This is a genomic window from Mycolicibacter minnesotensis, assembly GCF_010731755.1.
In the GTDB taxonomy this organism is placed as follows: Bacteria; Actinomycetota; Actinomycetes; order Mycobacteriales; family Mycobacteriaceae; genus Mycobacterium; species Mycobacterium minnesotense.
Genome location: NZ_AP022589.1, coordinates 2180424 through 2198438, shown reverse-complemented (window position 1 = coordinate 2198438; position 18015 = coordinate 2180424). Strand labels below are relative to the sequence as shown.

Sequence of the window (18015 nt, the reverse complement as noted above, 5' to 3'; positions counted from 1 at the left end):
GCAGGAAAACACCGGAATCTCTCAGTAAGGGCCAGGCTAACCGATCAGGTTGAACACCGCATCCGCAAAGGAGCTTCAGACAGCGCTAAGGCCCCCCGGAACTGCTTCCGGGGGGCCTGCGCGTGAGGGAACTCTCAGCCCAGGACCAGCGACTCGCCATCCACGCCGATGTTGACCGGCACCACGTCGCCGTCGTGCACCTGTCCGGCCAGCAGCATCTTGGCCAGCTGGTCGCCGATGGCCTGCTGAATCAGCCTCCGCAGTGGACGCGCACCGTAAACCGGGTCGAATCCGCGCTGCGCCAGCCACTTCTTGGCCTCCAAAGAGACCTCGATGGTGAGGCGGCGCTGGGCCAGCCGCTTGGCCAGCTGCTGGAGCTGGATGTCGACGATCTGCACCAGCTCCTCGGGGTTGAGGCCCTCGAAGATCAGCACGTCGTCGAGCCGGTTGATGAACTCCGGCTTGAACGCCGCCCGTACCGCGGCCATCACCTGCTCCTCGGTGCCACCAGAGCCCAAGTTGGAGGTGAGGGTCAAGATGGTGTTGCGGAAGTCCACGGTCCGGCCTTGGCCATCGGTGAGGCGGCCCTCGTCGAGGACCTGCAACAGCACGTCGAACACGTCCGGATGGGCCTTCTCCACCTCGTCGAAGAGCACCACGGTGTAGGGCCGGCGACGCACCGCCTCGGTCAGCTGGCCGCCCTGGTCGTAGCCGATGTAGCCCGGGGGCGCCCCGACCAGCCGAGCCACGGAGTGCTTCTCGCCGTACTCGCTCATGTCGATGCGGACCATGGCCCGTTCGTCGTCGAACAGGAAGTCGGCCAGAGCCTTGGCCAGCTCGGTCTTGCCGACGCCGGTGGGCCCCAGGAACAGGAAGGAGCCCGTCGGCCGGTTGGGGTCGGCGACCCCGGCACGGCTGCGCCGTACTGCGTCCGACACCGCCTGCACCGGCTTGCGCTGGCCGACCACCCGCCTGCCCAGCTCCTCTTCCATCCGCAGCAGCTTGGCGGTCTCGCCTTCCAGCAGCCGCCCGGCCGGGATACCGGTCCAGGCACTGACCACGTCGGCAATGTCGTCGGGGCCGACCTCTTCTTTGAGCATGACCTGCTCACGGGCCTCGGCCTTGGGCAGCGCCGCCTCGAGCTTCTTCTCCACCTCGGGGATACGGCCGTACCGCAGCTCGGCAGCCTTGGCCAGGTCGCCGTCGCGTTCGGCACGGTCGGACTCACCACGCAGGGCGTCGAGCTGCTCCTTGAGCTCGCGGACCACGTCGATGGCGCTCTTCTCGTTCTGCCACCGGGTGGTGAGCTCGGCCAGCTTTTCCTTGTAGTCGGCCAGTTCCGCGCGCAGCTTGACCAGCCGGTCCTTGGAGGCGTCGTCGGATTCCTTGCTCAACGCCATCTCTTCGATCTCCAGCCGGCGCACCAGTCGTTCGACCTCGTCTACTTCGACGGGCCGGGAGTCGATCTCCATCCGCAGGCGTGACGCGGCCTCGTCGACCAAGTCGATCGCCTTGTCCGGCAAGAACCGCGAGGTGATGTAACGGTCGGACAGGGTGGCCGCGGCGACCAGCGCCGAGTCGGTGATGCGGACACCGTGGTGCACCTCGTAGCGGTCCTTGAGCCCACGCAGGATGCCTACGGTGTCCTCCGCCGAGGGTTCACCGACATAGACCTGCTGGAAGCGGCGTTCCAGCGCGGCGTCCTTCTCGATGTACTTGCGGTATTCCTCGAGTGTGGTGGCGCCGACGAGGCGGAGTTCACCACGGGCCAGCATCGGCTTGATCATGTTGCCGGCATCCATCGCGCCCTCACCGGTGGCACCGGCGCCGACGATGGTGTGCAGCTCGTCGATGAAGGTGATCACCTGGCCCGCGGAGTCCTTGATCTCGTCGAGGACAGCCTTGAGCCGTTCCTCGAACTCGCCGCGGTACTTGGCGCCGGCCACCATCGAACCCATGTCCAGAGAGACAACGGTCTTGTCGCGCAAGCTGTCCGGGACATCGCCGGCGACGATCCGCTGGGCCAGGCCCTCCACGATCGCGGTCTTGCCGACACCGGGCTCACCGATGAGCACCGGGTTGTTCTTGGTGCGTCGGCTCAGCACCTGCACCACGCGGCGGATCTCGGTGTCCCGGCCGATCACCGGGTCAAGCTTGCCCTCGCGGGCGCGGGCGGTCAGGTCGGTGGAGTACTTCTCCAATGCCTGGTAGCTGGCCTCCGGGTCCGGGCTGGTGACCCGCGCGCTGCCACGGACCTTGACGAACGCCTCCCGCAACGCCTGCGGTGACGCCCCGTGGCTGGTGAGCAGTTTGGCGACGTCGGAGTCACCGGTGGCCAGGCCCACCATCAGGTGTTCGGTCGAGACGTACTCGTCGTCCATCTCGGTGGCCAGCTGCTGGGCGACGGTGATCGCCGCCAGCGCGTCACGCGCCAGCTGCGGCTGCGCGTTGGAGTTGGTCACCTGGGGCGCCACGTCGATCAGGTGCTGGGCCTCGGTGCGGATGTTCGCCGGGTTGACACCGACCGCCTCGAGCAGCGGCGCGGCGATCCCGTCGTTCTGGGTCAACAGGGCCTGCAGCAGATGCGCGGGCCGTATTTCAGGGTTGCCGGCGGCGGTTGCCGTCTGCAAAGCCGCGGTCAGAGCTGCCTGCGTCTTGGTGGTCGGGTTGAACGAGTCCACGACACCTCCATTCGGGGTCAGAGCGGGCCCACATACGGCCCGCCGAAAATGCTTGTCGTGTTGTCCAACGCCGTCAAGGTTGAGTCTGTTCCGCTCAGGTCTATATTTCTGCCAAAGGTCGCGCCGGCTCAGGCCAGCCGCAGAGTCCGGCGCGCGTTCTGCACCATTCGGGGCAGTCGGGAAGCACCCATCAACGCCCGGAACAACCAACTGTCGTCCGACGGCAGCACTCCCGCCGACTGGGTGGCGTCGAGCAGATCGAACAGCGTCTCCCCTTCGTACATCAGTCCGTCGGAGTTGAAGTGGTACCGGTCGACCGCGGTGCACTGCACGAAGGTGCCCACCCCATGGATCGCCGGGGCGGAATCGTCGTAGGGATAGAACTTCAACGTTCCACTGAAATGACCGCTACCGATATAGCGGACGACGATCCGGGCCTCACCCTCTGGGGTGATGTCGAAGTAGATCTGGCCGGGCAGCGGGTCATAGCGCCAGTCCGGGATGGCGTCGAGGAAAGCGAAGTTATAGCGCTCGAACTCCTCCAACCCCACGATGGTTCGCCCAAAAGTGGTGGGGTCCTTGTAGCGCAGGTCCGGGGTATAGAGCTCGTGGTTGAGCGACATGTCCCGCATCAGCCAACTCCACCAATACTTCTTGGCCCATTCGACGGTGAACGCCACGTCGATCCCACGATCGGCGTAATAGGCGACCTTGCGATCCAGGTCGACGAACCACTGCTCGGTCATGGCGTTGAGCTCAGGCTCGGTGAGCACCGGAACTTTGCCGCCGGCCCGGTTTCCGGCAAGGTATTGCGGTAGCGGCTGCCGCAGCCGCGGTTTGGCGATCGCTTCGCGGAAAAGTGCCTCATCGAACATTGCGCCCGCCTTTCGACATGATGGGAATCGTTTGGTTCCCCTATGCTGTCAGGCGGTACAAGTAGAATCAATTGATTCCTATAACTTGAGATGAGGGTGGGCGATGGAGACCAGAGCGCCGCGGGTATGGCGCGGTCAGACCCATGATGACCGCGCCCAGGTTCGCCGGGCCCAGTTGGTCCAGGCCGGGATCGAGCTGATGGGCACCGGGGGCACGGCAGGCGTCACCATGCGCGCGGCCTGCCGCCTGGCGGGCCTCAGCCTTCGATACTTCTACGAAAGCTTCAGCGACACCGACGAACTGGTTCTGGCCGTGTATGACCACTGCAACGCCGAACTGCTCACGCTCATGGTCGGCGCCGACGGCAAAGTGCCTCCGATCGGCGTGGCACTGAACAGCGCGGTGGCCTTTTTTGAGGAGGATCCCCGGCGCCTACGGATCCTGCTGCGCGAGCCGCAGTCCAGCAGCCTGCTCGCCGACCACCGAGCCGACGTCCTGCCCGGCCTGCTGAGCTCGTTGGCCGGCCCGGCCGGCAATGGTGGCTCATCGTCGGTCACCGCGATTCAAGCCATGAGCGCCAGCGCACTGTCCGGCGGACTCACCGCCTTAGTGCTCGACTGGGCCGACGGCCGGCTCCACGTCAGCCGCGACGAGCTGGTGAAGTTCGCAACCAGCCTGGTGCGAGCCGAGCTCAGCGGGACCACTCCGTCACAGGGTTGATGCCCCGCAGGCGTCCACGCCTGGTCGCGGACGCGTCCAGAGATACAGGGCTACCCAAACGCCGTAGCCCAGTGCCATCCCGACGTACATGACCACTGGATCGGCTTGCCCGTGCACGCTGAGGTAGAGCACCGCACCGGCGATCAGTGCGGGCAACACGGCCGCGCGGCGGCGCAGCCCCAACGCAGTGGCGACGAGCACGATGGACACGATCAAGAGGACCGGGCTGATCCGATGTAGCGCTTCGAGGAGCACGGCCAACCACCCCGGGGATTGGCCGGCCCCGTGTCCGGCATGCCCCGCCCCGGCGACGGCTGACGTTCCGACCCCGAGCGCCACCAGGACAGCCGGCAGGCAACACGCCAGCGTGCAGGTCAGCGCGGCAAGCACTCCCGCCGCCCCGAAGCGGCGCCCGGCGGGGCCCGCCGGGCGTGGCCGGTCGCGGCATTCTGACGTGGAAGACATGTCCGCCTCTCGTAGCTGTTCCATGAAACCTATACCCCGTATGGGTATCAGGCAAGAGTGGCTTCGTCGCTACCAGGTCAATCGGGACATGTCCGTTACGGTGCTGCTATGACGACCAGCCTGGCTTCGGTGTGGACCGCGTTGATCCCGCTCGCCCTGGTGGTGGCACTCTCCCCGCTCACCGTCATCCCGGCGGTGCTGGTGTTGAGCTCCGCACGTCCCCGCCAGAGCGGGCTGGCCTTTCTGATCGGCTGGCTGGCAGCCCTGGCCGCCCTGACCGTCGCCTTCATCGCGATATCCGGCCTGCTGGGCGGGCTGCACAAGTCGCCACCGACCTGGGCGTCGTGGCTGCGGATCGTGGTCGGTGGGGCGCTGATGGCGTTCGGGGTCTACCGCTGGGCGAACCGGCACGGACCCAGCGAGATGCCGCGCTGGATGCGTTCCTTCACCTCCATGACACCCCTGCGCGCCGGAGTGACGGCCGCGGTGCTGGCCGTGGTTCGACCGGAGGTGTTGTTCATGTGCGCGGCCGCGGGCCTGGCCATCGGCAGTGCCGGAATGCGCCTCACCGACAGCTGGCCGTCGGCCGTCTTCTTCGTCGCGCTCGCCGCGTCCTCGGTGGCGATTCCGGTTCTGGGCTACCTGGCGGCCAGTCACCGGCTTGATCCGACTCTGATCAGACTCAAGGACTGGATGGAGCAGCAGCACGCCGCGCTGGTCGCCGTCGTCTTAGTGCTCATCGGTGCGATGGTGGTCTACAACGGGATTCACGCGCTCTAGCCGGCGCCCGCATTAAGATCGCGGCCGTGGGCCTGGACGACCGTGACGCATTGCGCGTCCTGCACGAGGCATTTGCCGAGCCACCCGACGGTTCCGGAGTGGTCGCCCAGTTCTTCACCCGATGGTTTGGCACTGACCCCTCGGTGCGTGACCTGTTTCCCGCTGACCTGACCACCTCGCGGTCTGCCTTTGCCCACGCCATGAGTTGGGTATTCGGCGAATTCATCGCTCAGCGAGCTCAGACTCCCGTGTCGTTCCTGGCCCAGCTGGGACGCGATCACCGTAAGTACGGTGTGACGCAACGTCATTACGTAGTGGTTCGTCAGGTGCTCTTCGCAGCCCTGCGTGACGCCTTGGCCGACCGGTGGACCACGGCCGTCGACGACGCCGCCCGTGAAGCACTGAACCTGATCGTCGGGGTGATGGGCGGTGCCGCCGATGCCGAAGAGGGTCCGGCATGGTGGGACGGCACCGTCGTCGAGTTCCTCCGGGTCTCGCGCGACCTGGCCGTGGTGCGGCTGCAGTTGGATCAGCCGCTGCCCTATCACAGTGGCCAGTACGTCAAAGTCGAGGTGCCCCAGTGCCCGCGGTCATGGCGCTACTTGAGCCCAAGCATGCCGCCGGACGTGACCGGGGCCATCGAGTTCCACGTCCGCGTAGTGCCCGGAGGTCTGGTCAGCACCGCGGTCGTGCATGAGACCAGGCCCGGTGACCGGTGGCGACTGTCGAGCCCGCACGGCGGACTGCACGTTGACCGGGACGCCGGCGACATCCTGATGGTGGCCGGCAGCACGGGGTTGGCGCCGCTGCGGTCGATCATCATGGACCTCACCCGGTGGGCGGTGAACCCCCGCGTGCACCTGTTCTTCGGCGGCAGGTATCCCTGTGAGCTCTACGACCTGCCCATCCTGTGGCAGATCGCGGCACACAACCCGTGGCTGTCGGTGACTCCGGTCTCGGAGTACGCGCGAGATCCGGGATGGGCCGGCGACTACCCCGATGTGACACCGCCACGAGGGCTGCACGTGCGACAGACCGGGCAGTTGGCAGAGGTGGTCACCCGCTACGGCGGCTGGGGCGACCGGCAGATCCTGGTCTGCGGAGGACCAAAGATGACGCGCGCGACGGTGGCCGCGCTGATCGCCAAAGGAGCTCCCCCACAACGCATTCAACACGACCCGCTATCGGAGTGAGAAGTGAGCGATCTCGAGCCTTGCGTCTTGTCGGATTCTTCGTCGCGGCTCACCGCGACGTTCGTGCCACAAGCCGGCATGATCGGGACGTCGCTGTGCGATGACGGAGCAGAACTGCTCGGCCAGCGCCACGGAGTGGCCGCCTACCTCGACGCACACAAGACCATGGGCATTCCCCTGTTGTATCCGTGGGCGAATCGACTCAGCGGCAACGACTATCGGGTCGGTGCAACTTCGGTGAAGCTCACCCCGGGATTGGGTGGGGTGCACGCCGACGCCTTCGGCGCACCGATCCACGGCACCCTCGCAGGAGACACCGGCTGGCGGGTGACTGCGCGGTCAGTATCTACGCTGACCGCTGAGCTGGACTTCGGCTCCAGACCAGACCTGTTGGCGACATTCCCGTTCCCGCACCTTCTGGAGCTGGCGATCACGCTCGCCGACCGCACCTTGACGATGCGCACCAAGGTCACTGCCACCGGCGAGGCGGCGGTGCCGCTGTGCTTCGGCTTCCACCCCTATTTCCAGCTGCCCGACGCACCGCGGCCCCAGTGGCGCATCGACACCCCGCTGATGCGGTCCCGGGTCGTCGATGCGCACGGCCTACCCACCGGCGAGCTCGCGCCTCACCCGGCCAGCACAGAGGTGTTGGGCGACAAGGCTTTCGACCACGGTTTCGACGAGGTGGCGGATGGGTCGGTGTTCGCGGTCTCCGGCGGCGACCGACGCATCGAGGTCCGCTTCGACCACGGATATCCGGCGGCACAGATCTACGCGCCGGCCACCGAAGATGTGGTCTGCTTCGAGCCCATGGCCGCGCCCACCGACGCGCTGCGCAGCGGGGGCTATGCGCTCGCCCGACCAGGGCAACCAGGCGTGGCCCAGTTCTCGATCCGGGTCAGCTAACCCCGCGAGAAAATCAGCGACGCGGTTGCCAGACCACCACAGCGGTACTCTTGGGCACCACCGCGATCTCGCGACTCTGGTTGGCACGCAACCTCTCCAGCTCGGCAGCCATCTCCTTGACCCGCGACTGCAGGGCCTCGACCTGGTTGGTGAGCTCGATGATTCGCTTGATTCCGGCCAGGTTGACGCCCTCGTCATGCGACAGCCGCTGCACCTCTCGCAGCATGTCGACGTCGCGTTCGGAGTAGCGCCGTCCGCCGCCGGAGCTGCGGCGCGGGCTGACCAGCCCGATCCGGTCGTAGGTGCGCAGCGTCTGGGCGTGCATCCCGGCCAGCTCGGCGGCCACCGATATCAGGAACGTACGGGAGTTCTCTCCCGCGCTCATGATCGGTTACCCGCCCAGCCGGCCCGCGGGTCGAATCCGCTGGAACGCTCCGCTTCCGCATAGGCCTCCAGCGCCTGCTGCGCCGAGCCCTCCAGGTTCGGGGGCACCGCGACCTTGACCGTGACCAGCAGGTCGCCGTTGCCGCCGCCGCGCTTGGGCACACCGCGGCCCCGCACGCGCAGGATCCGGCCATCGGCGGTGCCCTTGGGTACGCGAACACCGACCTTGCCATCCAATGTGGGCACCGAAAGGGTGGTACCCAAAGCGAGTTCGGAGAAGCTCACCGGGATGGTGACCGTCAGGTCATCCCCATCGCGGCCGAAGACCTTGTCCGGACGCACCCGCACCGTCACGTACAAGTCGCCCGAGGGTGCGCCGCGCAGGCCGGCCTCACCCTGACCGGCCAGCCGAATCCGTTGGCCGTCTTCGACTCCCGGCGGAATCCGCACATTGATGGTCCGAGTCCGAGCGGCCCGACCGGTACCCTTGCACTCCGTGCACGGGTGCTCGATGATCGACCCACTGCCGCGGCAGTCAGTACACGGCTCAGAGAACCCGAAGGCACCCTGGTTGCTGCTGATCACCCCGGATCCGTTGCAAGAAACGCACACTCGCGGACTGGTGCCGGGCCGCGCTCCACTGCCGTGGCAGTTGGTGCACGGCGCGGCGCTGGTCAGCCGCAGCGGCATCTCCACGCCCTTGGTGGCCTCCAGGAAGCTCAGCTCCGAGTCGGTCTCCAGGTCGTTGCCGCGACGTGGCCGGCTGGGCCGCTGCTGCGCGCCCCGCCCGAACAGGCCGCCGAAGAGATCACCGATGTTGGCCCCGCCGGTCTGGCCGGCCGCACCGAACAGGTCGTTGAGGTTGAACTCGTTGCCGTCACCACCGGTGGAGAACCGATCGAAGTTCTCGCCGCCGCCACTGAAGCGCCGCCCGAAGCCACCGCCGGCGAACAGCCGCCGGGTCTCGTCGTACTCCTTGCGCTTGGCCTCGTCGGACAACACGCTGTAGGCCTCGGAGACCGCCTTGAAGCGATCCGCGGCAGCCGGGTTGTTCGGGTTCCGGTCCGGATGCAGTTCGGAGGCCAACTTGCGGTAGGCGCTCTTGATCTCTTTCTCGCTGGCGTCGGAGGAGACGCCCAACTCCTTGTAGAAGTCCTTTTCGACCCATTCACGCTGAGCCATGACGCGTCACCTCCTTACCTGTCATTTGTCTTCAGTGGTGTCGCCGTCGACGACCGAGCCCGCGCCGGGCACCGTGTCGACCACGCCGACCATCGCGTGCCGCAGCACTTGCTCACCCAGCTTGTAGCCCTGCCGCAGCACGGCACCGATCACCGAGTGGCTGCCCTCGCCCTCATGCTGGACCGCCTCATGCAGGGACGGGTCGAACTCGTCGCCCTCGGCACCGAACGCGGACAGTCCCATCCCGGTGAGAACACCGGACAGCTTGTCCGCCACCGCTTTCAGCGGACCCGACTCCAGATCACCGTGACTGCGGGCCCGATCCAGATCGTCGAGGATCCCGAGCAGCTCGGTCACCACGGCGGCCTTGGCGCGGTCCGCGACATTCTGCTGATCACGCAGCGCACGCTTGCGGTAGTTGGCGAAGTCCGCCTGTACGCGCTGCAGGTCCGCGGTGAGCTCGGCCAGCGGGTCGACCTGTGAATCATCGACCCCCGACTCCTCCGGTGCCGGCCCACTGGGGGCCGGACCGGAGGAACCTTCACGCACTTCACCGGTTTCGGGATCGATACGCCGCTTGTCGGTGACGGTGACGCTCTCCGGAGGTAGATCGGTCGAGTTCGCTGAACCCTCCGAGCTCACTTGACGTCTCCGTCGTCGACCACCTCTGCGTCCACGACGTCGTCGTCCCGGGAAGACCCGCCGGACGCGGCGTCATTGGCCGCCTGCTCGGCCTGAGTGGCCTCGTAGATCGCCTGACCCAGCGCCTGTGACTCGACGCCCAGCTTCTCCATCGCCGCCTTGATGGCGCCGATGTCGGTGCCATCAAGGGCCTTCTTCGCGTCACCGATAGCGGAGTCGACCTTGGCGAGGGTGTCCTCGGGAACCTTCGAGCCACCGTCGGCTTCACGCTGCTCCTTGACGAACTTCTCCGTCTGGTAGACGAGCGATTCGGCCTGGTTGCGTACGTCGGCCTCTTCCCGACGCTTGCGGTCCTCCTCGGCGTGCGCCTCGGCGTCCTTGATCATCCGGTCGATCTCGTCCTGGGACAGGCCGGAGCCTTCCTGGATCTTGATCGTGTTCTCTTTGCCGGTGCCCTTGTCCTTGGCGGTGACGTGCACGATGCCGTTGGCGTCGATGTCGAAAGTCACCTCGATCTGCGGGACACCACGCGGGGCCGGAGGGATTCCGGTGAGCTCGAACGAACCGAGCAGCTTGTTGTGCGAAGCGATTTCGCGCTCACCCTGGAAGACCTGGATCTGCACCGACGGCTGGTTGTCGTCGGCGGTGGTGAAGGTCTCGCTGCGCTTGGTCGGGATGGTGGTGTTGCGCTCGATCAGCTTGGTCATCACGCCGCCCTTGGTTTCGATACCCAGGGACAGCGGGGTGACATCAAGCAGCAGAACGTCTTTCACCTCGCCCTTGAGCACACCGGCCTGCAGCGCGGCACCCACGGCGACAACCTCGTCGGGGTTGACGCCCTTGTTGGGCTCCTGGCCACCGGTCAGCTCCTTGACCAGGTCGGTGACCGCGGGCATCCGGGTGGATCCACCCACCAGCACCACGTGGTCGATCTCCGATACCGAGATACCGGCGTCCTTGATCACCGACTGGAACGGCTTGCGGGTGCGGTCCAGCAGATCTTGGGTGATCTTCTGGAATTCCGACCGGGTGAGCTGCTCGTCGAGGAACAGCGGGTTCTTGTCGGCGTCGACGGTGATGTAGGGCAGGTTGATCGAGGTGCTCTGCGAGCTGGACAGCTCGATCTTGGCCTTCTCGGCGGCCTCACGCAGCCGCTGCATTGCCATCTTGTCTTTGGTCAGGTCGATGCCCGAGGTGCCCTTGAACTTGTCGACCAGCCAGTCGACGACCCGGTCGTCCCAGTCGTCGCCACCGAGGTGGTTGTCGCCGGAGGTGGCCCGCACCTCGACCACACCTTCGCCGATCTCCAGCAGGGAGACGTCGAAGGTGCCGCCACCGAGGTCGAACACCAGGATGGTCTGTTCCTTGTGGCCCTTGTCCAGGCCGTAGGCCAGCGCAGCCGCGGTCGGCTCGTTGACGATGCGCAGCACGTTCAGGCCGGCGATCTGGCCGGCTTCCTTGGTGGCCTGGCGCTGGGCGTCGTTGAAGTAGGCCGGCACGGTGATGACCGCGTCGGTGATGTCCTCACCGAGGTAGGCCTCCGCGTCGCGCTTGAGCTTCATCAGCACGCGGGCGCTGATCTCCTGCGAGGTGTAGTCCTTGCCGTCGATCTCGACTTTCCAGTCGGTGCCGATGTGGCGCTTGACCGAGCGGATGGTGCGGTCGACGTTGGTGACCGCCTGGTTCTTGGCGGGCTGGCCAACCAGAACCTCGCCGTTGCGGGCGAACGCCACGACCGACGGGGTGGTGCGCGAGCCCTCTGAGTTGGCTACGACGACGGGGTCGCCGCCCTCCAGCACTGCGACGCACGAGTTGGTGGTCCCGAGGTCGATTCCGACCGCACGAGCCATTGTGATTCCTCCCTGATAGACGATATCCCTAGTCTGAGCGGACTGCGCTCAAGAATGCTCCTCGAGCGGCCTTCCTGTCAACCTAGACTTGAGTGCTTATGACTCAACTTGTCGATGTGGTCAACGGGCTGGGTCCCGGGTTTGTTCCCGCCAGCTCACAGCTGTCGGCCCGCGGGCGCCACGGCTGTCGAGATCGGAGCGGTTCCGCTGATCAGCGGCTGGGACCCGGAGGCAGCACGAACGCGGTTCGCGCGGCGATCGAGGCCATATGCCTCATCAGCGCGAACTCCGGGACCATCGCACTGGAGCGGCTGATGACGGCGCTGAGCAGATCCGACCGCACGTTGACGGCCCGCCCCAGCCACGCCGACTCCCGCACCACCGATGCCACCCGTCGACGACGAAAGGAGGCGAACCGCGTGAATGCGGTCGGCAGGTCGGGCTCCTGCCCGACGAATTCGGCCAAGATCGCGGCGTCCTCCAAACCCTGACATCCGCCCTGCCCGAGGTGCGGCCGCATCGGGTGGGCGGCGTCGCCGACCAACAGGATCGGACCTCGCGCCCAGCACCGGGCTGGACTGCGGTCGTAGAGGTCGTCGCGCAGCACGTCCGACGGATCGGTCGCGGCGAGAATGCCTGGCAGCGGGTCGGCCCACCGGGCGAACTTCGCCCGCAGGTAGGCCAGCTCGTCCTCCGGCGCCCGTCGCGGCTCGGGCGCCCGCTCGGTGGCAAACCAGTAAGTAAGGTCCGGGCCCATGGGGATATGACCGGTCTCCACCCCGGGCCCCAGGGTTTTCCCGGCCAGGTCTGGATCGAGGGCATAAGCGGCGACTCCACGCCAGGCCGTATACCCGACATAGCGCTGGCTCAGTGGGCCGTTGAGATGGCGAGCCACCGCCGAGTTAGTGCCGTCGGCGCCGACTACGGCGTCGAAAGTGCGGGTTGAGCCGTCAGAAAAGTGAAGTTGCGCAACGTCACCGGCGGTCGTCACCGCAGTGGCGGCAAGGCCGTACTCGACGGCGCCCACCGGCAACGCGTGGGTGAGTACGTCACGCAGTGCGGAGCGTTGCACGACGACGAGCGGTTCGCCGAGCGCCCTGACGATTCGTTCCGTCTCGGGGCGGCGCAGCCACGACCCGTCGTGCCAGCGGGCCGCGCCTGCAGTGATGCCGCCGCCCGCCGCGCGGACCGCGTCACCGAGACCGAGGTGGTCCAAGGCGGCCAGGGCATTGGGCCAGATGCTGATCCCCGCGCCCGATGACGTGTCGGTCCGCTGTTCGATGACGGTGACATCGTGGCCACGACGCTGCAGCCCGATCGCGGTCGCCAGCCCGGCGATGCCGGCCCCGACCACGCCGATCCGCCAGTTCATCGGCCCGAACCGTCGTTGCCGCAGGTAGCCAGCCAGGCGGCTCTTCGCCTGTTCGAAGCGCGAGAGAGCCAGGCGTCCTGGAGCACTTCGGTCAGTTCACTCGCGCTGATCGTGTGCAAGTCTGCCTCCCGAACCAGAACGGACAGGTGACCGTTGAAATGGTCAGTGGTGAAAAACGGTGTGGTGGGGTCTTGGATGAGGGCCTGTTTGTCGGCGTCCGACTCCACCCAGATCACGATGACATCGGGGTAGGCCTCGCCGGTTACCGGGTCCGTGGCATCGGGCCGTGCGGTACGAAAGAACACAAACGATTTACCGCCCACCTGGTAGATCGGATTGCCTTTCGGCCCTTCGATTCTGGTTACGTGGGGCATAGCCGCGGCGACTTCGTGCACGTCTGCGACTCGCGCGGGTCGATCGGCCATGACCTCAACCCTAACCAGCCCTTACGTACCGTCCTCGGGTCGCGGCCAGCGCGGCGCTCAGCTTCGGCTGACTCGGCGGCCCGGCGTAAACCGGCTTGGGAGCACCGCAAGATAGCAGTCGTTCGTGGTAATCCACGGCGGCCGCCACGCCGGAGGCACCTCGGCTATCAGGGCTGGCCTACTCGGGGCGCCTCTGACACCATGGCACGAACCTCACGACGACAGGCACGGTAAATAGCGCGATGGCACAAGCCCCCAACTCTCACCTGGCTTCCCAGGCGACGCTGGCCCGCGAGGACGAGGGCTACCGCAAAGACCTGGCGCCCCGGCAGCTGCAGATGATCGCCCTGGGCGGCGCTATCGGCACCGGGTTGTTCCTGGGTGCCGGCGGTCGGCTTGCCTCGGCCGGGCCGGGCCTGTTCATCGCTTACGCGGTCTGCGGCGCCTTTGTCTTTCTCATCCTGCGTGCGCTCGGCGAGCTGGTGCTGCACCGGCCGACGACCGGATCGTTCGTCTCCTACGCGCGCGAATTCTTCGGGGAGAAAACCGCATTCGTCGCCGGGTGGCTCTACGTCCTGAACTGGTCGATGACGGGCATCGTGGACACCACCGCGATAGCCGCCTACTTCCACTATTGGCACCTGTTCGCGGTGATCCCGCAGTGGGCGCTGGCCTTGATCGCGCTGCTGGCGGTCCTGTCGATGAACCTGATCTCGGTGAAGCTCTTCGGCGAGCTGGAGTTCTGGGCCGCGTTGGTCAAAGTGATCGCGCTGCTGACGTTCCTGATCGTCGGCACCATCTTCTTGGGCGGCCGATACCAGGTCGACGGCCAGGAGACCGGCCTGCAACTGATCGCCCACAACGGCGGCTTCCTGCCGACCGGCCTGATCCCCCTGGTGTTGGTGACTTCGGGAGTGGTGTTCTCCTACGCCGGGGTCGAGCTGGTGGGAACCGCCGCCGGCGAGACTCCCGATCCCGAGAAGGTCATGCCGCGAGCGATCAACTCGGTGGTGGCCCGGATCGCGATCTTCTACGTGGGGTCGGTGGTGCTGCTGGCGCTGCTGCTGCCCTACACCGCCTTCAAAGAGCACCAGAGCCCGTTCGTCACGTTCTTCTCCAAGGTCGGCTTCACCGGGGCCGGCAGCATCATGAACGTGGTGGTGCTGACGGCGGCGTTCTCCAGCCTCAATGCCGGGCTGTACTCCACCGGACGGATCCTGCGATCGATGTCCGTCAACGGCAGCGGCCCCGCGTTCACCGGCAAGATATCGAAGAACGGCGTGCCCTACGGCGGCATTCTGCTCACGAGCAGCGTGGGCCTGCTGGGTGTGCTGCTCAACGCGCTTCGTCCCGGCCAGGCGTTCGAGATCGTGCTCAACATCGCTTCGGTCGGGGTGATGACGTCGTGGGCGACGATCGTGGTCTGCCAGCTGCGCATGCTGCGCCTGGCCAAGGCCGGGGTGCTGCAACGGCCCTCGTTCCGGATGCCGATGGCTCCCTACAGCGGATACGCGACGTTGGCCTTCCTGGGCTGCGTCCTGGTGCTGATGCTGTTCGATCACCGCAGCGGCCCGTTCATCTGGGGCGTTCTGCTCATCGGCACACCGGCTCTGGTCGGCGGCTGGTACCTGGTGCGTGATCGGGTGCACGCCGCGACCGTGCAACACCCCCCCGAGAAGTCGCCGACTGTGGCCGCACAGCCGGACCCGGACGAGTAGAAGGCTCGAGCGCCCATGGCCCGCAACCGATACGCAGCCAGACCCCCGCTGTATGGAATGGTGCTGTTCTTCTGCGCCATCGCGATCGTGGCCGTCACCGCATACCTGCATGCCGGCTGGTGGTCGCTGGTGGGCTACGGGCTCGCCGCGGTGACGGCGGTGCTCGGCATGGCCCTGGCGTTCCGCGACTTCTCCTGACCCAGGCGTCGCACCGGCAGTACCGCGCGTCACTACAGCCACGAAAGTCACGGGATGCGTACGCTGGCCGCAAGTGACGTCGGCGGGGGAATGCGTGCGGAAACCAGACCAGACGAGGCCCAGGACGTTCGTCAAGCTGACGCTGGCGGCCGCGCTGCTACTGGCCGGATGCAGTAGCACCGTCGACGGTCACCCGACGGCCGTGCCGGGCGGAGAAGGGCCGGCGGAGCCGTCTTTTCGCCCGCCCCGGACCAGCACCGCGCCGCCGAACCCTCCGGCCCCGACTACCCCGGTCACCCCGAACCGGCCGGCCGAGGTCATTCCGCTGCCTCCCGACGACAACGGCTACGTGTTCATCGAGACGAAATCGGGCCGCACCCGCTGCCAGATCTCCTCACCACAGGTCGACTGCGAGGCGGAGTTCACCAACAGCCCGCTCAAAGACGGACATCACACCAACGGCGTCAGTGTCAGCGCCGACGGGACGGTGCAGTGGGTGTTGGGCAATCTGGGCGACATCCCGGTGGTCACGATCGATTACCTGATGTATGAGGCCGCGGGTTGGACCATCAAAGCCGATATCGACGGCACTCGGTTCACCAACGACCGCACCGGCCACGGGATGGTCGTCAGCATCGACAAGGTCGACACCTTCTGATTTTCAGCGCCCGTCGCAGTCAGCGCTTTCCGTTACGATCGATGAAATGGCGCGCTTCGGATCTTCAGGTGGCTCCGACAAACCCAGCGAGGACCAGACTCGGTTCACGCCCTACGGCCAGCGCGGCCCACTGCCGCCCGGCCCCCATCCGGCACCGTTCGGTCCCCCCAACCCGGGGCACAATCCCGGCGGTCCCGGCCAGGGCCCCGGCGACGCCCCCACCCAATACGCCGCCTACAACCCCTTCGAGGAGCCGCCCACCCCGGCGGCTTCGGACTTCGCGGCGACGCCCGCCATTCCCTGGTTCCGCCGACGATCGGTGCTGGTCGCCTGGTTCGGGCTCATCGCGGTCATGCTTGCGCTGGTGGTCTGGGGAATCATCCAACTGACCAGCCGCGGACCCGGCGGCGGGAGCACCGCCCCGGGGACCAGCTCGTCCAGCGCCACCAGCACCACGACCAGTACCAGCAGCAGTTCGACCAGCGCCTCGTCCAGCGCACCCAGCACCACGGCGCCATCTGCCGCGCCGCCACGACAGGCCCCACCCCAGCAACCGCCGGTCCAGCAGGCCCCGGCGCCCAGCGAGCCACCCCACCGCCACCGACCGCACCTGCCCTCGTTGCCCTCGGTGGTCACCATCCCGCCCGTGCCTAAGGTCCCCCAGTTGCCGACGGTCATCACGATTCCCCCGTATCGGTAGGCACGCGGCCCGGTACTGTCGCCGCATGCAATCACCGCGGCAACCCGCCTGGCTTGGTATCGACGTGGTGGCCGTCCTGATCTTCTGCGCCCTCGGCCGTCGTAGCCACGATGAAGGCCTGACGATCAGCGGCCTGGCAACCACCGCATGGCCGTTTCTGAGCGGCACGGCGGTGGGCTGGCTACTGTCTCGCGGCTGGCGTGCTCCCACTGCCGTGCTGCCGACCGGGGTGACAGTCTGGATATCGACGGTGCTGGTCGGCATGCTCCTGCGGGAAGCGACCTCGGCCGGCGTGGCACGCAGTTTCGTCCTGGTCGCGGCCACAGTGACCGCCGTGTTTCTGCTCGGCTGGCGGGCAGTGTTCGCCCTTGTCGCCCGCCGACACTCGGTCAACTGACGGATTTCGGCCAGTTTCGTCGCGGGGTTTCGTCAGGCGCGGCCCCTATCCTCGGTGTGCGTGAACCGACCGCCGCAGGACCAGAACAGCGAGCCCACCCAGCGGGCCGATCTCGGCTACGGCGGCCACTACGGCGAGCCGGGCTACTACAGCGAGCAGCGCGAGCCCACCGAACACCAGCCACTGTGGTCGGAGCCGACACCCCCGACTCCCTGGTATCTGCGACCAGTCGCTCTGATCGGCCTGGGAGTGCTGACGGCGATCCTGCTGGCCCTGCTGGTGTGGGGAATGGTCGGGCTGGTCCACAAGGAACCGGCCACGACCGCACCGACGACAACGTCGACGACTTCCACGACCGCACCTGCCGCGGAACCCGTGGCGCCGGAACCGGCGACTCCCAGCACCGCTGTTGGCGAGAACCCGGCGCCGTCGACCGAGACCGAACCGCCGCCGTCCACCACGGCCGAACCAACCCCCACGACAACCACTGCACCGCCCACCACGTCGAGCACCCCAGAAACGCCCACCACGACGGCGCCGTCGAGTACCTCAACAACGCCGAGCGCCCCCACTGAACCCAGCACCCCGACGACGACGCGGCGGCCGCCCGAGATCGTCATCCCGCTGCCCGGCTTCTGAATCAGACCCAGCCCGCTGGCCGGAGCGCGACGGTCCACGCGGTTGCCGGCCGATTCAGTTAGGCCTACCTTCGTCGCGCTGAACCGCCTCGGGGTGGCACTATGAGCGAGCACCTTGCAGGGCTTGAACAGGTGCTGCGCACGATTGGCGATAAGTTACCCGCCAGTAACCAGGGTTAAGTTACTGGCCGGTAACTTGTGATGGGAGAGGTTCTCCGTGACCGAAAATG

The 18015-nt window shown here is 66.8% G+C and carries 19 protein-coding genes; 9 read left to right on the top strand and 10 right to left on the bottom strand.

The window, feature by feature from the left end; all coding sequences use genetic code 11:
• Positions 1-134: 134 nt before the first annotated feature.
• Together clpB and G6N09_RS10185 are read right to left on the bottom strand one after the other, a co-directional pair.
• Complete coding sequence (gene clpB / locus G6N09_RS10190) at positions 135-2681, bottom strand: ATP-dependent chaperone ClpB (protein WP_083022562.1); 2547 nt, start codon at positions 2679-2681, stop codon at positions 135-137.
• Between the two features lie 128 nt (positions 2682-2809).
• Positions 2810-3556, bottom strand: coding sequence for a nuclear transport factor 2 family protein (locus G6N09_RS10185; RefSeq protein WP_083022561.1), 747 nt, complete (start codon positions 3554-3556; stop codon positions 2810-2812).
• A 103-nt stretch (positions 3557-3659) separates the two neighbouring features.
• Here G6N09_RS10185 and G6N09_RS10180 point away from each other — a divergent pair, with 103 nt between their 5' ends.
• Positions 3660-4277 carry a TetR/AcrR family transcriptional regulator gene (locus G6N09_RS10180; RefSeq protein ID WP_083022560.1) on the top strand — a complete coding sequence of 206 codons (618 nt, stop codon included), beginning with the start codon at positions 3660-3662 and terminating at the stop codon, positions 4275-4277.
• Here G6N09_RS10180 and G6N09_RS10175 read toward each other — a convergent pair.
• Complete coding sequence (locus G6N09_RS10175; RefSeq protein WP_234806884.1) at positions 4266-4742, bottom strand: hypothetical protein; 477 nt, start codon at positions 4740-4742, stop codon at positions 4266-4268. The genes G6N09_RS10180 and G6N09_RS10175 overlap by 12 nt on opposite strands.
• A 108-nt stretch (positions 4743-4850) precedes the next feature.
• Between G6N09_RS10175 and G6N09_RS10170 the strand changes: the two genes are divergently transcribed.
• Genes G6N09_RS10170 through G6N09_RS10160 form a run of 3 tightly spaced genes read left to right on the top strand, consistent with a single transcriptional unit; the run spans position 4851 to position 7621 of the window.
• Positions 4851-5522 carry a GAP family protein gene (locus G6N09_RS10170; protein ID WP_083022559.1) on the top strand — a complete coding sequence of 224 codons (672 nt, stop codon included), beginning with the start codon at positions 4851-4853 and terminating at the stop codon, positions 5520-5522.
• A gap of 26 nt (positions 5523-5548) precedes the next feature.
• Entirely contained in the window at positions 5549-6715 is a 1167-nt protein-coding gene (locus G6N09_RS10165) for an FAD-binding oxidoreductase (RefSeq protein WP_083022558.1), read from the top strand.
• Between the two features lie 3 nt (positions 6716-6718).
• A complete protein-coding gene (locus G6N09_RS10160) occupies positions 6719-7621 on the top strand; it encodes an aldose 1-epimerase (RefSeq protein ID WP_234806883.1) in 903 nt (300 codons plus the stop codon).
• Positions 7622-7634: 13 nt separating this feature from the next.
• Here the strand turns inward: G6N09_RS10160 and G6N09_RS10155 are convergent, their stop codons facing one another.
• The 6 genes from G6N09_RS10155 to G6N09_RS10130 all read right to left on the bottom strand — a co-directional run bounded on the left by G6N09_RS10155 (position 7635) and on the right by G6N09_RS10130 (position 13476).
• Positions 7635-8006 (bottom strand): heat shock protein transcriptional repressor HspR, encoded by a 372-nt coding sequence (locus G6N09_RS10155; RefSeq protein ID WP_083022556.1) that lies wholly within the window; start codon positions 8004-8006, stop codon positions 7635-7637.
• Complete coding sequence (dnaJ, locus tag G6N09_RS10150; RefSeq protein ID WP_083022555.1) at positions 8003-9187, bottom strand: molecular chaperone DnaJ; 1185 nt, start codon at positions 9185-9187, stop codon at positions 8003-8005. The genes G6N09_RS10155 and dnaJ overlap by 4 nt, the downstream gene beginning before the upstream one ends.
• Positions 9188-9208: 21 nt before the next feature.
• Positions 9209-9829 (bottom strand): nucleotide exchange factor GrpE, encoded by a 621-nt coding sequence (grpE, locus tag G6N09_RS10145; protein ID WP_083022554.1) that lies wholly within the window; start codon positions 9827-9829, stop codon positions 9209-9211.
• Positions 9826-11679 (bottom strand): molecular chaperone DnaK, encoded by a 1854-nt coding sequence (gene dnaK, locus G6N09_RS10140; RefSeq protein ID WP_083022553.1) that lies wholly within the window; start codon positions 11677-11679, stop codon positions 9826-9828. The genes grpE and dnaK overlap by 4 nt, the downstream gene beginning before the upstream one ends.
• A 211-nt stretch (positions 11680-11890) precedes the next feature.
• Positions 11891-13051, bottom strand: coding sequence for an FAD-dependent oxidoreductase (locus tag G6N09_RS10135; protein ID WP_083022552.1), 1161 nt, complete (start codon positions 13049-13051; stop codon positions 11891-11893).
• Complete coding sequence (locus G6N09_RS10130; protein ID WP_083022551.1) at positions 13048-13476, bottom strand: MmcQ/YjbR family DNA-binding protein; 429 nt, start codon at positions 13474-13476, stop codon at positions 13048-13050. The genes G6N09_RS10135 and G6N09_RS10130 overlap by 4 nt, the downstream gene beginning before the upstream one ends.
• Before the next feature lie 242 nt (positions 13477-13718).
• On the opposite strand from G6N09_RS10130, the gene G6N09_RS10125 reads away from it, so the two are divergent.
• The 3 genes from G6N09_RS10125 (at position 13719) to G6N09_RS10115 (ending at position 16050) form a co-directional block, all read left to right on the top strand.
• Positions 13719-15194 (top strand): amino acid permease, encoded by a 1476-nt coding sequence (locus tag G6N09_RS10125; protein WP_083022550.1) that lies wholly within the window; start codon positions 13719-13721, stop codon positions 15192-15194.
• Between the two features lie 15 nt (positions 15195-15209).
• The gene (locus G6N09_RS10120; protein ID WP_083022549.1) at positions 15210-15392 is read left to right on the top strand and encodes a hypothetical protein; all 183 of its coding nucleotides are present in this window, start codon (positions 15210-15212) and stop codon (positions 15390-15392) included.
• Between the two features lie 136 nt (positions 15393-15528).
• Positions 15529-16050 carry a hypothetical protein gene (locus tag G6N09_RS10115; RefSeq protein ID WP_234806899.1) on the top strand — a complete coding sequence of 174 codons (522 nt, stop codon included), beginning with the start codon at positions 15529-15531 and terminating at the stop codon, positions 16048-16050.
• A gap of 234 nt (positions 16051-16284) precedes the next feature.
• Here the strand turns inward: G6N09_RS10115 and G6N09_RS10110 are convergent, their stop codons facing one another.
• A complete protein-coding gene (locus G6N09_RS10110; protein ID WP_083022548.1) occupies positions 16285-16728 on the bottom strand; it encodes a hypothetical protein in 444 nt (147 codons plus the stop codon).
• Between the two features lie 47 nt (positions 16729-16775).
• Between G6N09_RS10110 and G6N09_RS10105 the strand changes: the two genes are divergently transcribed.
• Both G6N09_RS10105 and G6N09_RS10100 read left to right on the top strand, forming a co-directional pair.
• Positions 16776-17147: a DUF3054 domain-containing protein gene (locus G6N09_RS10105; protein ID WP_083022547.1), complete on the top strand. Its 372-nt coding sequence runs from the start codon at positions 16776-16778 to the stop codon at positions 17145-17147.
• A gap of 60 nt (positions 17148-17207) precedes the next feature.
• Complete coding sequence (locus G6N09_RS10100) at positions 17208-17786, top strand: hypothetical protein (protein WP_083022546.1); 579 nt, start codon at positions 17208-17210, stop codon at positions 17784-17786.
• The last annotated feature ends 229 nt before the right edge of the window (positions 17787-18015 follow it).